Origin of the sequence: Streptomyces lacaronensis (genome assembly GCF_047337785.1) — a bacterium.
Classification (GTDB): domain Bacteria; phylum Actinomycetota; class Actinomycetes; order Streptomycetales; family Streptomycetaceae; genus Streptomyces; species Streptomyces lycopersici.
In genome coordinates this window covers 6,519,050-6,533,762 of sequence record NZ_JBLHDK010000003.1, presented here as the reverse complement: position 1 = coordinate 6,533,762, position 14,713 = coordinate 6,519,050, and the positions used below count along the sequence as shown (strand labels likewise).

Here is a 14,713-nt window from a genome sequence, read left to right as displayed (position 1 = left end):
AGCCTGTCCGACGCCCGTGAGGTGCGACAACGACAGTGCAAAGAATTGAGTACGTGATCCGGGGGGTGTAGCGGGGCTTCCGATTTGAACTATTCAAGGCGATGTAGGCGGCATCCCCCGCCATGGGCACCATGTGGCCATGAATGTCACAGGGCAGGATGCCGAGCACCACGAGCGGGCCCCGGCGGCGATGACCGCCGAGGTCACCCACACCACGTCGCTCGAGAGGTTGCTTGCGGCCCCTTGTCCGGACTTCCCCGTCCTGCCCGGGGTGTGCGTCCTGGAGTATCTGCGGGCGAGCGCCGAGGCCACCCCGCCCGCTCCGGGCCTGCGCTGGCACGCGGTGGACCGGGTGCGGTTCCTGGGCGCGGTGTTCCCCGGTGAGGAACTGACGGTCCGGCTGACCTGGCAGCGGTCGGGCGAGGACGAATGGACCGGGCTGGCCACCGCGAGCACCGCACGCGGTACAGCGGCCTCCGCCCGGCTGCGCTACGTCGGGGAGGCGGACCGGTGACCCGACCAACCACCGCGAACACCACGCGCCGCACAACGGTGATCGAACTGGACGGGGTGCGCCGGCTGCTTCCGCGCCGCCGCCCCATGCTGCTCGTGGACCGGGTGCTGGAAGTCGTCCCGGGCGAGCGGATCGTCGCGGCAAAGGCCGTCACCTGCAATGAGCCGTGGTACGCGCGGCTCCCCGAATCCACCCCCGCCGAACGGCTCGGCTATCCGCCGGCCCTGGTGATCGAGTCGTGGGGCCAGGCCGCCGGGATCCTGTCACGGCTGAGCGGTGAGCTGCCCGAGGGCATGATGCTGCTCGCCGGGATGAGCGATGTCCTGGTGCACCGCACGGTCCTGCCCGGAGTGCTGCTGGAGCACCGGGCGAGGATCGTCAGATCCCTCGGCGACCATCTGATCTTCGAGGGGGAGAGTGTGGTGGACGGGGACACGGTGGTGTCCGTCGGGCGGATGGTGATGGCGTTCCGCCCCGCGAGCGCGCTGTTCCCGCCGGACGGGGACGGGCACTGAACCGACGGGCGCTGAACCACTGACACCGGACCGCCAGGTGCCCCCGCGGGGGCACCTGGCGGTCCGGTGTCGGAACGGCACTCAGGAGTCGGCGGTGGCCAGCCCCGCCTCGTCCGGCAGGAACCGGACCGGCAGGGTCGACATCCCGGTCATCAGATTGGAGTGGATCCGGCGCGGTTCACCGGTGAGCTCGACACCATTGCTGAACGTCCGCATCGCGTCCAGCATCTCCTTCACCTCGACCCGCGCCAGGTAGGCGCCGAGGCAGAAGTGCGGACCGTAGCCGAAGGTGATGTGCTTGTTCGGCGAACGGCCCAGGTCCAGGACGTACGGGTCGTCGAAGACCGACTCGTCGCGGTTGGCCGAGGTGTTCCACAGCGTCACCACGTCGCCCGCCTTGATGGTGCCCCCGGCGATCTCGACGTCGACCAGCGCGGTGCGGCCGAAGTTCATCGCGGGAGTGGCCCAGCGCAGCGCCTCCTCGGTGGCCGACTCCAGCGTCACCGAACCCTCCTTGAGCCGCTTCCACTGCTCCGGCTCACGGCTGAGGGTGTAGAGGGAGTCGATCATCGTGAGCCGGCTGGTCTCGTCGCCGCCCAGGATGAGGCTGTAGCAGTTGAAGACGATGTCCTGATCGGTCAGCGGCACGCCGTCGATGTCACTGGCGGTGAGCGTGCTGATCACGTCGTCCTGCGGATCGGCGCGCCGCTCGGCGACCAGGTCGCTGAAGTACAGCAGGATCTCGTTGCGCGCCAGGAACGCCTCCTCCGGAGCCTGGTCCGCCTCGTCCGAGCTGAGCGAGGACTTGGTCAGACCCAGCAGATAGGCGTGGTCCTTCACCGGCACTCCGAGCAGGCCGCCCACGGTGGTCAGCGGGATCACCTGGGCCACCTCGGCCGCGAAGTCCCCCTCCCCCCGCCGGACCGCTTCGGCGATCATCCGGCGCGCGTTGACCCGGACCAGCGCCGCGACCTTGGACAGGGCTCGCGGCGAGAACGCCTTGAGCATCACATTGCGCAGGTCCTTGTGGCGCTGGCCGTCGGTCACCGCCAGCATCTGGCCGGCGGCCGAGTCGCCGCCCGCCAGCAGCGTCACCAGGACGTTGCCCTTCTCCGAGGTGAGCCGCTGGTTGTCCCGGTAGAGCGCCATCACGTCGGCGTAGCGGCTGACCACCCAGAAGCCGGGAACGCCGTCGACCGGCGGATGCCAGTACAGCGGGTGGTCGGCGCGCAGCCGGCGCCAGTACGCGTCCATGTCGTGCTCGAGGTAGGCCTTGGGGTCGACCAGGTTGACCGCCGAGATCTCCTCCGGTATCTCTTCGCGGCTCATCGCTGTCTGCACGCTCATCTCTCCACCAATCGGGTCACTTGAGTTCCCGGAGCTTCTCGTTGAGTACGCGGCCGATCTCGGCGGCCGGTTCTGGCCGCATCAGGTACGGGTGGGCGTAAGGGATCCGCCGGTACTCGATCCGTCCGTCGACGAAGGGCCGCCACCGCTCGGCGCGCCCGGCCAGGTCGGCCTCGGGCACCGACGGGTCTTCCTCGGCCACCAGCACCAGCAGGTCGCCCCGGTAGCGGGCCGGTTCATAGGCCAGGAACAGCCGGCGGTTGTTGGCGAAGGCACGGGCCAGGGCGGCCACGTTGTCCTCGTCCAGGCTGGCCAGCACCGACTGCCGCTCCCGCAGCATGGTCACCACCTGGCCGTGGGTCAGCGGCGCGTCGCCCAGGGCGGCCACGTCGTAGCCCTCGAAGTCCAGCAGCACCCGCAGCGCGTCCTGCTCGTCCGGCAGCCGGTCGGGCAGCGGCTGGGAGCGGTCGAGCGGGTACTCGTCCAGATTGACCAGCAGCGCCACCTCCTCGCCCTCGGCCCGCAGCAGCGCCGCCATGGCGTGGATGACCGTGCCGCCGAACGACCAGCCGAGCAGGGCGTACGGTCCGGTGGGCCGGACCCGGCGGATCTGGGCGACATAGTCGGCCGCCATCTCCTCCAGGGTCCCGGGGAGCGCGTCCCCCTCACCGGTGAGTCCGCGGCACTGCAACCCGTAGACCGGGTGCTCGGCGTCCACGCTCCGCAGCAGCGCCGAGTAGCTCCAGCTCAGCCCGCCCGCGGGGTGGACACAGAACAGCGGGACGCGGCTGCCGTGCTCGCGCAGTGGAAGCAGCACGTCGAGCGAGTCCTGCTCCGCGTCGCCGCCGAGCTTCTGGGCCAGTTCGGCGACGGTGGGCGCGGTCAGCACCGTCCGCATGCCGAGCTTCACGCCGAACGCCGACCGGATCCGGTTGACCAGGCCCATCGACATGATGCTGTCGCCGCCCAGGTCGAAGAAGCTGTCATGGATGCCCACCACGTCCAGCCCCAGCGCCTCCCGGAACAGCCCGCACAGGATCTCCTCCTGCGGGGTGCTCGGTCCGCTCCACTCGCGGGGGTTGTAGTCGGGTGCGGGCAGCGCCTTGCGGTCGACCTTCCCGTTGGCGTTCAGCGGCAGCTCATCGAGGACCGTGAACGCGGCCGGGACCATGTAGTCCGGTACCGCCGCGGCCAGCCGCTCGCGCACCGCGGCGGCGTCCAGCCCACCGCCCGCCGCCGGCACCAGATAGGCGGCCAGCCGCTTGCCCGCGCCCTCGTCCCCGCGCAGCACGACCGTCGCACGGCCCACCTGGGGGTCCCGGGCCAGCGCGGCCTCGATCTCACCGAGTTCCACGCGGTAGCCGCGGACCTTGACCTGCTCGTCCACCCGGCCCAGGTACTCCAGCTGCCCGTCCGCGTCCCAGCGCGCCAGGTCGCCGGTGCGGTACAGCCGGCCGCCCGGCGCGCCGAACGGATCGGCCACGAACCGGGCCGCCGTCAGGGCGGGCCGGCCCAGATAGCCGCGGGCCAGCTGGCCGCCGCCGATGTAGAGCTCGCCGACGGCGCCGCGCGGCGCGGGCCGCAGCAACGGATCGAGCACGTACAGCCGGGTGTTCGGAGTGGGCCGGCCGATCGGCACCGCGCCCGACGGCGTCTCCTCGCCCGGTTCCAGCCGCAGCACCGCGCAGCCGACGGTGGCCTCGGTCGGCCCGTACTCGTTCACGACGGCCACGTCCGGGTGGGCGGCGCGCCAGGGGGCCAGCGCCTCGCCCAGCAGCTGCTCACCGCCGATCACCAGCTCACGGGTCGGGGAGCACTCCGGGTCCACACCGGCCAGCAGCGGCAGATGGGAGGGGGTGACCTTGCAGAACGCCGGCCGGACCCGCCCGTCCGCGGGCTGCTCCAGCTCCGCCACGTGCACACAGCCGCCGGTCGTCAGCGGCCCGAACAGCGAGGTGACCGCCATGTCGAAGGAGACCGGCGAGTGCAGCAGGGCCCGCTCTCCGAGCGACGGGTACGCCTCGGCGGCGTAGTCGAGGTACTGGGCGAACGAACGGTGCTCCACCACCACGCCCTTGGGCCGCCCGGTGGACCCCGAGGTGTAGATCACATACGCGGGGCTCTGTGCCCGCCACCGGTGGCCGCCGGAACCACTGGAACCACTCGAACCGCCGGGACCGCCGGGACCACTGGAACCACTGGAACCGCCGGAACCGCCGGAACCGCCGGGGACAGGCTCGGCCGACTCGCTCGTACCGGCCTCGTCCAGCAGCCGCACCGGCGCCGCCGTCCGCGGCAGGCCGGGCGCGATGTCCGAGCGGGTCAGCACCAGCACCGGAGTCGCGTCGGTGAGGACGTGCGCCAGCCGGTCGGCCGGGTCGCCCGGGTCCACGGGCAGATAGCCGCCGCCCGCCTTGAGCACCGCGAGGGCGGCGATCACCAGGTCGGCCGAGCGCGGCAGGGCCAGGGCCACCAGCCGCTCGGGACCCACTCCGGCCCCGATCAGCTCGGCGGCCAGCCGGTCGGCGGCCGCGTCGAGCCGCGCGTAGCTGAGCCTGGTGCCGTCCGCGGCCAGCAGCGCCGGGGCGTCCGGGGTGCGGGCGACCTGGGCCTGGAAGCGCTCGGGCACCAGGGCGACGGGCGCGGGCCGCGCCGTGGCGGTGAACTCCTCCAGCAGCGTGCGGCGTTCGTCCGTGGCCAGCAGATCGACCCGGTTCACCGGCTGCTCCGGCGCGCCGATCATGGCGTCGAACGCGCGGACCAGCCGGCCGCCGATGGCCTCCACGGCGTCGCGGTCCACGACGTCCGGCCGGTAGCCCAGACGCAGCCGCAGGGTGCGTCCCGGCATCGCCACCAGACTGATCGGGTAGTGGTTGGCGTCCGAGCCGTACAGGCCGACGATGCGCAGACCGTCCTCGACGGCGGGCATCCCGTCGCCTTCCAGCGGATAGTTCTCGGTCACCACGATCGTGTCGAACAGCGTGTCCGGTTCGACCAGGCGCAGCACGTCCTGGAGGCCCAGGTAGTGGTGGTCCATCACCGCCGTCTGCTGGCCTCGCAGCCGCTCCAGCAGCGTCGTCCAGGTGTCGGTCGTCCTCAGCTCGGCGCGGACCGGGACGGTGTTGATGAACAGGCCGACCATGGTCTCCACACCCGGGAGGTCCGCGGGGCGGCCGGAGACGGTGGCGCCGAACACCACGTCGGTCCGGCCGGTCAGCCCGGACAGCACCACGCTCCAGGCCGCCTGCACGACCGTGTTCAGGGTCGCGTCGTGGCGCCGGGCCAGCGCGGTCAGCTCCGTGGTGGTGCGCTCGGGGAGTTCCACGAGTATGTCGCCGGGGACCTCGACGGTCCGTCCGTCGCTGTCGGGCGCGATGAGCGTCGCGCCGTCCACCCCGGAGAGCACCGTGCGCCATGCTTCGCGCGCCGCCTGCTTGTCCTGCCGGCCGAGCCACGCGAGATAGTCGCGGTACGGGGTGACCTCCGGCAGCGCCGACTCGTCACCGTCCGTCTCGTACAGCGTGAACAGCTCACGCATCAGCAGTGGGCCCGACCAGCCGTCGAGCAGCAGATGGTGGTTGGTCATCAGGAACCGGGCCAGCTGGTCGCCCATGTGGATCAGGGTGAAGCGCAGCAGCGGCGGCCGCTCGGGGTCGAACCGGCGCACCCGGTCCTCGTCCATCAGCGCGTCCAGCCGGGCGGCCCGCTCCGCCTCGGGCAGATGGCTGAAGTCCAGCTCGACCCAGGGCAGTTCGAAGTCGCCGACCACCACCTGTACGGGGCGGGTCAGCCCCTGCTGGCGGAAGCCCGCGCGCAGGTTGGCGTGGCGCCGCAGCAGGGTCCGCGCCGCGCCGCGCAGCCGGTCCGCGTCCAGGGGGCCCGCGAGGTCGATGCCGAGCTGCACGGTGTAGAGGTCGGGCTCGTCCTCGTCGAACTGGGCGTGGAAGAGCAGCCCCTCCTGCATCGGTGTGAGCGGCAGGACGTCCTCCAACCGCTCCGCCCCCGCGGACTCGACCGCCTCGATCTCGTCCTGGGTCAGCGGGACCAGCGTCAGGTCGGAGGGGCTGTAGCCGCCCGCCTCCGGCCCCTCGGCGTGCCTGACCAGGGCGGTGAGCGCGGTCAGCCAGTTCTGGCCCAGCTCGTGGACCTCGTCCTCGCTCAGCAGCTCGCCCGCCCAGGACACATCGGCGACCAGATGGGGGCCGTCCGGCAGGTCCTGGGTCATCGCGGTGATGTCGACGGTGTGCGCGAGCGGGCGCCCGGGGTCGCTGCCGCCATCGAGGTCGAAGCCCTCCGGGGCCGGCCCCCAGTCGGCCGGGACGGTCTCCTCGGTCGCCACGGCGCCGGGGAAACGGCCCAGGTAGTTGAAGCTGATCTGGGGCTCGGGCAGCCGCGAGAGCACCGCGGCGGTCTGCGGGTTGAGGTACCGCAGCAGGCCGAAACCGATCCCGTTGTCCGGCAGGGCGCGCAGTTGCTCCTTGACCCGCTTGAGCACCCGGCCGGCCGCCGGACCGCCCGTGCGGAACTCGGCCCAGTCGTACGGGCCGGGGTCGAGCCGTACCGGGAACAGGCTGGTGAACCAGCCGACGGTCCGGGACAGGTCGACGCCCTCGTCGAGCTCCTCCCGGCCGTGGCCCTCCAGGTTGACCAGGACATGGCCGGCTTGGTGGCCCCGCTGTGCGCGCCACTGGGCGACGGCGACCGCGAACGCGCTCAGCAGGACGTCGTTTATCCGGGCGTGGAACGCGGCGGGCACCGTGGTGAGCAGGGCCGAGGTCTGCTCGGCGGGCAGCGTGAGCATCAGCCGCTTCGCCGTCGCGGTGATGTCCCGCGCGGGGTCGAGCGGCCGGGCGGCGAGCGCCGGGTCGGGCTCGGCGAGGGTGTCCAGCCAGAACTTCAGCTCCTCGATCCGCTCCGGCCGCTGGGCGGCGTCGGAGAGCCGCTGCGCCCACTCCCGGAACGAGGTGCCGACGGCGTCGAGCCCGGAGCTCCCGCCGACAGCGTCCGCCCCGGAGGTGCCGTCGACAGCGTCGAGCCCGGAGGTCCCGCCGACAGCGTCGAGCCCGGAGGTCCCGTCCGTCTGCGCGGACCACGCCGCGGTCAGGTCCGGCAGCAGGATGCGCCAGGACACCCCGTCGACCGCCAGGTGGTGGACGGTGAGCAGCAGCCTGCCGGAGACATCCGGGCCGTTGTCGAACCAGACGGCCTGGAGCATCAGCCCCGCCTCGGGGTCGAGCCGGTCCCAGGCGCCCTTGGTCTCCTCCGCCATACGGGCATGGGCCCGCTCCTCGTCAAGACCGGTCAGATCGACCCGGCGCAGGCAGTCCGCCACCTGGACCGCGCCACGCTCGGGCACCTCCAGGCTCCACACCACGCCACCGGTGCGGCGCAGCCGCATCCGCAGCGCGTCGTGGTGGTCGAGCACCGTCTGCAACGCGGACCGCAGGCGCCGCTCGCCGACGTTCGCCGGGACCACGATCATGTTGGTCTGGCTGAACCGGTCGGGGCGGCCGCCCCGCTCGCGCATCCAGTGGATGATCGGCGTCAGCGGTACGTCGCCGACCCCCGCGGAGGCCGCCACGGGTTCGGCCGCGGGGCCTTCCGCGGGTGCGTCCTCGACGGCTGTGGCCTTGGCCAGCGCGGCCACCGTCTTGTGCTCGAACACATCCCGCGGCGTCAGCTTGACGCCCGCGTCACGGGCCCGGCGGACCAGCTGGATGGACATGATGCTGTCCCCGCCGGTGTCGAAGAAGCTGTTGTGGATGCCGACCCGCTCCAGCCCGAGAACCTCCGCGAACAGCCCGCGCAGCAGCTCCTCGTGGGGGGTGCGCGGCTCGTCGGCGGGGCCGGTGGCCGTGGTGTACTCCGGCGCGGGAAGCGCCTTGCGGTCGGTCTTGCCGTTCGGGGTCACCGGCAGCGAGTCGAGCACCACCACCGCGGCGGGCACCATGTACTCGGGCAGCTCCGCGGCCATCTGGGTGCGCAGGTCGGCACCGGTGAGCGGCCCTGCCCCGGCCACCGCGTAGGCCACCAGCCGCGGCTCACCGGGGCGGTCCTCGCGCACCATCACCTCGGCCTGCCGGACCGAGGGCCGGCGCAGCAGCACCGAGCGGATCTCGCCGAGCTCGATCCGGAAGCCGTGCAGCTTGACCTGTTCGTCGGCGCGGCCGACGAACATCAGCACACCATCGCGGGTCCACTTGGCCAGGTCACCCGTGCGGTACATACGGGTGCCGGGCGGGCCGAACGGATCGGCGACGAAGCGCTCCGCGCTCGGTCCTGGCCGGTTGAGGTAGCCGCGGGCGAGCCCGGGACCCGAGAGGTACAGCTCGCCGACCACCCCGGGGGCCGTCGGCCGCAGCGCCGCGTCGAGCACCCGCACCCGGGCGTTGGGGATCGGTGTGCCAAGGGGCGGTTCGGCCGCGCCGGACAGCGGCGCGCTGATGGTGGCGCACACCGTGGCCTCGGTCGGGCCGTACGCGTTCACCATCCGCCGCCCCGCCGACCAGCGGCCGGCCAGCTCCGGCGGGGTCGCCTCCCCCGCCACCAGCAGGGTGATGCTCGCGGGCACCTCACCGTCCGTCATCACACCGAGCGCGGCCGGCGGGATGGTCGCCTGGGTGACGCGCTCCTCGGTGAGCAGCGCGGCCAGCGGGGCGCCGGGGTCCAGGCGCTCGGTCGGCGCCATCACCAGCGTGGAGCCGGACAGGAGCGCCTTGCACAGCTCGGCGAAGGCGGCGTCGAAGCTCGGCGAGGCGAACTGCAGGACGCGGCTGCCCGGACCGAGTCCGAGCGCCTCCACATAGCCGGTGAGCAGACTGGCGAAGCCGGTGTGCGGGACCACCACGCCCTTCGGCCTGCCGGTGGAGCCGGAGGTGTAGATCAGATAGGCCGGGTGGTCCACCGACAGCCGGACCTCCGGCGCGGTCTCCGGCGCCTTCGCGATCCTGGCCTCGGTGGCCTCGTCGTCGAGGAGGAGGACGGTGGTGTCGCCCATGGGGGGCAGGGTCTCGGCGATGGGCCGGGTGGTGACGACCACGCCGGGCCGGGCGTCGGCGAGCATGTAGGCCAGGCGCTCGGCGGGGTACGCCGGATCGAGCGGCAGATAGGCCGCGCCCGCCTTGTGCACGGCCAGTACCGCGGCCGGCCAGTCGGGGGAGCGGGGCAGCGCCAGGGCGACGAACCGCTCGGGGGCCGCACCCTCGGCGCGCAGCACATGCGCGAGCCGGTTCGCCCTCCGGTCCAGTTCGGCGAAGGACGTCTCGCGGCCCTCGAAGGCCACCGCGGGGTCGTCGGGCGCCTCGGCCACCCTGCGGGCGAACAGCGCGGGGAAGGTCGCCGGGGGAAGGTCGCGCGCGGTGTCGTTCGCGGCGGCCAGCACGGCGTGCTCTTCCTCGGTGAGCGGGGAGATGTCGCCCACCCGCAGGTCCGGGTCCTCGGTGACCCGTTCCAGAAGCCGCGTCAGGCGCTCGAACAGGGCCTCGACCGTCTCCCGGTCGAAGAGGTCGAGCCGGAAGTCGATCAGTGCCTGAAGACCGGCCGGGGCGCCGCCGGGACCGGTGCTCTCGTTGAAGGTGAAGGCCAGGTCGAACTGGGTCGCGTTGACCGGCACCGGATACGCGACGGCGTCGACCCCGGGAAGACCGGTCGGCGAGGTGGTGGTGGTCTCGAGGTTCTGTACGTTCAGCCAGATCTGGAACAGCGGGTGCCAGGCCAGCGAGCGCTCGGGGTTGAGCAGCTCGACCAGGCGCTCGAAGGGCACCTCCTGGTGGGCGTACGCGGCCAGGTCGTACTCGCGGACCCGGTCCAGCAGTTCGCGGAAGGTGGGGTCGCCCGAGGTGTCGGTGCGCAGCACCAGTGTGTTGACGAAGAAGCCGATCATTTCCTCGAGCGCCTTGTCGTTGCGCCCGGCGATCGGTGAGCCCACGGGGATGTCGGTGCCCGCGCCATGCGCGGAGAGCAACGAGGCCAGACCGGCCTGCAACACCATGAACAGGCTGGTCCCGGTCGTACGGGCGACACGGGCCAGCGCGCGGTGCAGCTCCGGTGAGATCCGCCCCTCGACCGTCTCGGCCGTGTAGTCGGCCTCCGGCGGACGCGGGCGGTCCGTCGGCAGCGGCAACACATCGGGGCTGCCCTCGAGTCGCTGCCGCCAGAATTCGAGCTGCTCGCTGACCAGGCTCCCGGGGTCGCTCTCGTCGCCGAGGACCGAGTAGTTCCAGATCGTGTAGTCGGCGTACTGGACCGGCAGCGGCTCCCAGTCCGGGGCCCGGCCGGCGGTCCGCGCCAGATAGGCCGAGGTGAGGTCGGCGGCGAAGGGGCCGACGGACCAGCCGTCGCCCGCGATGTGGTGCAGGATGATCAGCAGGACGTGGTGGTCCGGGGCCACCCGGAACAGCGTCACCCGCAGCGGGGTCTCGGTCGCCAGGTCGAAGTCGCGCGCCGCCTGTTCGGCGATCGCCGCGTCCAGCGTCCGCTCGTCGACGGAGGTGACGACCAGCTCGGCCGGGCACTGGTCCGGGGGCAGGATCAGCTGCCGCGCGGAGCCGCCGGTCTCCGGGAAGACCGTGCGCAGCGTCTCGTGCCGGGCCGTGACGTCCCGGACGGCCGCCCGCAGCGCCTCGTGGTCCAGCGTGCCCGTCAGCCGCAGCCCCAGGCTGATGTTGTGCGCCGCGGCGCCGTTCTCGAACCGGTTGAGGAACCACAGCCTGCGCTGGGCGTAGGACAGCGGGATCCGCTCCGGGCGCTCCACCGGGACCACCGGCGGCCGCGCGCTGTCGGCGTCCCGGAGCCGTTCCGCCAGCCGCGCCACCGTGGGCGCCTCCCACAACGCGCGCAGCGGCAGTTCCACGGAGAACGCCGTCCGGGTCCGGCTGACCATCCGGGTGGCGTGCAGCGAGTGCCCGCCCAGCTCGAAGAAGTCGTCGTGAATGCCGACCGAGTCCAGCTCCAGCGCCTCCATGAACAGGCCGCACAGGATCTCCTCCTGCGGTGTGCGCGGGGCCACGCTCGTGGACAGTGCGGTGAGGTCCGGCGAGGGAAGCGCCTTGCGGTCGGTCTTCCCGTTGGGCGTCAGCGGCATCTCGTCGAGCACCATGAACGCCGAGGGCATCATGTACTCCGGCAGCCGCGCGCCGACGGCCCGGCGCAGCGCGGGCACCGGCACCGCCGCGCCCGGGGCCGCGACGACGTACGCCACCAGCCGCCGCTCGCCCGACCCGGCCTCGCGGGCCACCACCGCCGCCTGGGCGACCTCGGGCAGCTCGGCGAGCGCGGTCTCGATCTCGCCCAGCTCGATGCGGAAACCGCGCACCTTGACCTGGTCGTCGGTGCGGCCGGCGAACTCCAGCTCCCCTTCGTCCGTCCACCGGGCCACGTCACCGGTCCGGTACATCCGGGTGCCGGGCGCGCCGAACGGGCAGGCGACGAACCGCTCCGCGGTCAGGTCCGGACGGCCCGCGTAGCCGCGCGCCACGCCCCGCCCGGCGATGTAGAGGTCGCCGAGGGTTCCGGGCGGGGCCGGTGACAGCCCGGCGTCCAGGACGTAGACCTGGGTGCTCGCGATGGGCCTGCCGATGGCCGGGGGGCCGGACACCTCGGCGAGGCGGGCGGCGGTGGGCTGCACTGCACGGCTGCTCGGTACGGTACCCGGCGTCCCACTGCCGTCGGGCCCCGCGAGGCGGGCGGCCGTGGGCTGCACTGCACGGCTGCTCGGTACGGTACCCGGCGTCCCACTGCCGTCCGGCCCCGCGAGGCGGGCGGCCGTGGGCTGCACTGCACGGCTGCTCGGTACGGTACCCGGCGTCCCACTGCCGTCCGGCCCCGCGAGGCGGGCGGCCGTGGGCTGCACTGCACGGCTGCTCGGTACGGTACCCGGCGTCCCACTGCCGTCCGGCCCCGCGAGGCGGGCGGCCGTGGGCTGCACTGCACGGCTGCTCGGTACGGTACCCGGCGTCCCACTGCCATCGGGCCCCGCGAGGCGGGCGGCCGTCGACCATACGGTGGTCTCGGTGGGGCCGTACAGGTTCGTCACCTCGGAGCCGAGTTCGCACAGCCGGGAGGCGAGTCCGGCGGGCAGCGCCTCGCCGCCGACCAGCACCCGCAGCCCGGAGAGCGCCTCGGGGTGCTGGGACACCAGCGCCTGCCACAGGGTGGGCGTCGCCTGCATGACCGAGGCACCGGTGTCCTTCAGCAGCGCGGCCAGCGCGGGGACGTCGATCACCTCGTCGCGGGTGGCCAGGACCACCGCGGCGCCGGACACCAGCGGGGTGTACAGCTCCAGGCCCGCGATGTCGAAGGCGATGGTGGTCACCGCGGCCAGCCGGTCCCCGGGCCGCAGGGCGAACCGGTCCCGCATGTCCTGGACGAAGTTGGTGAGGTTGTCCCGGGTGACGACGACGCCCTTGGGCCTGCCCGTGGAACCCGAGGTGTAGATGGCGTAGGCGGGGTGGTCCCCCGCCACCGGGGCGAGCTCCGGGGCCTCGTCGGACAGGGCGGCCAGCCGGTCGCGGACCGCCGGGTCGTCCAGCAGGACCCGCGTCGCACCACCGGTCGCGGGCACCGAGGTCACCGAGGAGTCCGTCACCACGACCGCGGGCGCGGCGTCGGTCACGATGTACTCGACGCGCTCGGCCGGGTATTCGGGGTCCAGCGGGATGTACCCGCCGCCGGTCTTCAGGACCGCGAGCAGGGTGGCCACCAGGTCCGCCCCGCGCGGTAGCGCCACCGCCACCCGCGTCTCGGGGCCGACGCCGAGCCCGGACAGCAGCCGGGCCAGCCGGTTGGCGCGGGCGTCCAGCTCGCCGTAGGAGACCTCGGCCCCGTCCGCGACCAGGGCCACCGCCGCCGGGTCGGCGGCCACCGCGGCCTCGAACAGCTCGGGCACGGAAGTCTCCGGCGCCCCGGCGTCGGGCTCGTTCCAGTCCTCCAGGACGGTGCGCAGCAGCTCGGGCGCGAGCACTTCGGTGCGGCCCACCGGGAGGGACGGGTCCGCCTCGATCCGCTCCAGCATCCGGCAGAAGCCGTCCAGCAGGGCCCGCGCCCGCCCGGCCGGGTACAGATCGGGCCGGTAGCCCAGGCGCAGCCGCAGGGTGGGGCCGGGGGTCGGGAACAGGGTGAGCGCGTAGTGGGTGGCGTCCTGGCCGGTGATGTCGGTGATCCGCGGCCCGTCGATGGGCTCGGTGATGCCGTCGGAGTCCAGCGGGTAGTTCTCGAAGACGACCAGCGTGTCGAAGAGTTCACCGGTGACCGGCGTGGCCTCCTGCACGGCGGACAGCGGCAGGTGGTGGTGGTCGAGCAGCGTGGCCTGCTGCCGCTGGACCGCGGTCAGCAGGTCGGTCCAGGAGGCGCCGTGGTCCACCCGCACCCGGACCGGCAGGGTGTTGATGAACAGCCCCACCATGGACTCCACGCCGGGGATGTCCGCCGGGCGCCCGGACACGGTGGCGCCGAACACCACGTCGTCGCGGCCGGTCAGCCGGCCGAGCAGCACGCCCCAGGCGCTCTGCACCAGCGTGTTCAGGGTGACCCCGGCGGAGCGGGCCAGCTCGCCGAGGCGGGCGGTGAGGTCCGCGGGCACCTCGGCGACCAGGTCCTCGGGCAGCACCTCGGCGCCGGGGCCCGCCTCGGGCACCACGAGCGTGGGCGAGTCCACCCCTTCCAGCGCCTCTCGCCAGGCCCGCTTCGCCGCGTCCTTGTCCTGCCGGGCCAGCCAGGCGAGATAGGTGCGGTAGGGGGTGACCGGAGGCAGGGTGGTGTCCTCGCCGCCCGCACGGTAGTGCTGGAACAGCTCCTGCATCACCAGCGGGGCGGACCAGCCGTCCAGCAGGATGTGGTGGGCGGTGAGCACCAGCCAGAAGGCGTCGGCCGCGACCTTGATCATGGTGACCCGCAGCAGCGGCGGCCGCTCCATGTCGAAGCGCCGTGCACGGTCTCCGGCGGCGAACTCCCGGACCTTCGCCCGCTGCTCCTCCTCGGAGACACCGTGGAAGTCCAGCTCGGTCACAGGGAGTTCGAGGTCCCGGAGGATCACCTGCATCGGGTCGCCGGTCTTGCGGCGCCGGAATCCCGCGCGCAGGCTCGCGTGCCGCCGCACCAGCGCGGCCGCGGCGCGGCGCACCGCCGGGGCGTCCACCGGGCCCTGGATCCGCACCGCCAGCTGGACGGTGTAGACGTCGAGCGCGTCCGCGTCCTCGGAGTACTGCGCGTGGAAGAGCAGCCCTTCCTGGAGCGGCGACAAAGGCAGAAGGTCCTCGATACGTGTCTGCTTCACTGCACAGGCTCCCTGGGCGTCTTCGTGATGCGATGTGTGACGAGTGCGCAGTCGAGATCGGCGGGG

At 73.0% G+C, this 14,713-nt stretch carries 4 protein-coding genes; 2 read left to right on the top strand and 2 right to left on the bottom strand.

Annotated elements, in window-relative coordinates; translation table 11 throughout:
• The first annotated feature begins 139 nt into the window (after positions 1–139).
• Both ACMTAK_RS28495 and ACMTAK_RS28490 read left to right on the top strand, forming a co-directional pair.
• On the top strand, positions 140–514 hold the full coding sequence (locus tag ACMTAK_RS28495) for a hypothetical protein (protein ID WP_413808819.1): 375 nt from the start codon (positions 140–142) through the stop codon (positions 512–514).
• On the top strand, positions 511–1,029 hold the full coding sequence (locus ACMTAK_RS28490) for a 3-hydroxyacyl-ACP dehydratase FabZ family protein (protein ID WP_413808818.1): 519 nt from the start codon (positions 511–513) through the stop codon (positions 1,027–1,029). Before ACMTAK_RS28495 ends, ACMTAK_RS28490 begins: the two co-directional genes overlap by 4 nt.
• Positions 1,030–1,110: 81 nt before the next feature.
• On the opposite strand, the gene ACMTAK_RS28485 is transcribed toward ACMTAK_RS28490, so the two are convergent.
• Positions 1,111–2,376, bottom strand: coding sequence for a cytochrome P450 (locus ACMTAK_RS28485; protein ID WP_413808817.1), 1,266 nt, complete (start codon positions 2,374–2,376; stop codon positions 1,111–1,113).
• Between the two features lie 16 nt (positions 2,377–2,392).
• Positions 2,393–14,647: an amino acid adenylation domain-containing protein gene (locus ACMTAK_RS28480; protein ID WP_413808816.1), complete on the bottom strand. Its 12,255-nt coding sequence runs from the start codon at positions 14,645–14,647 to the stop codon at positions 2,393–2,395.
• Positions 14,648–14,713 lie beyond the last annotated feature (66 nt).

What these genes read in the sequence shown, in the direction of transcription:
- ACMTAK_RS28495 (WP_413808819.1), top strand. Translation starts at nt 140, where the DNA reads ATGAATGTCACAGGGCAGGATGCCGAGCACCACGAGCGGGCCCCGGCG.
- ACMTAK_RS28485 (WP_413808817.1), bottom strand. Translation starts at nt 2,376, where the DNA reads ATGAGCGTGCAGACAGCGATGAGCCGCGAAGAGATACCGGAGGAGATC.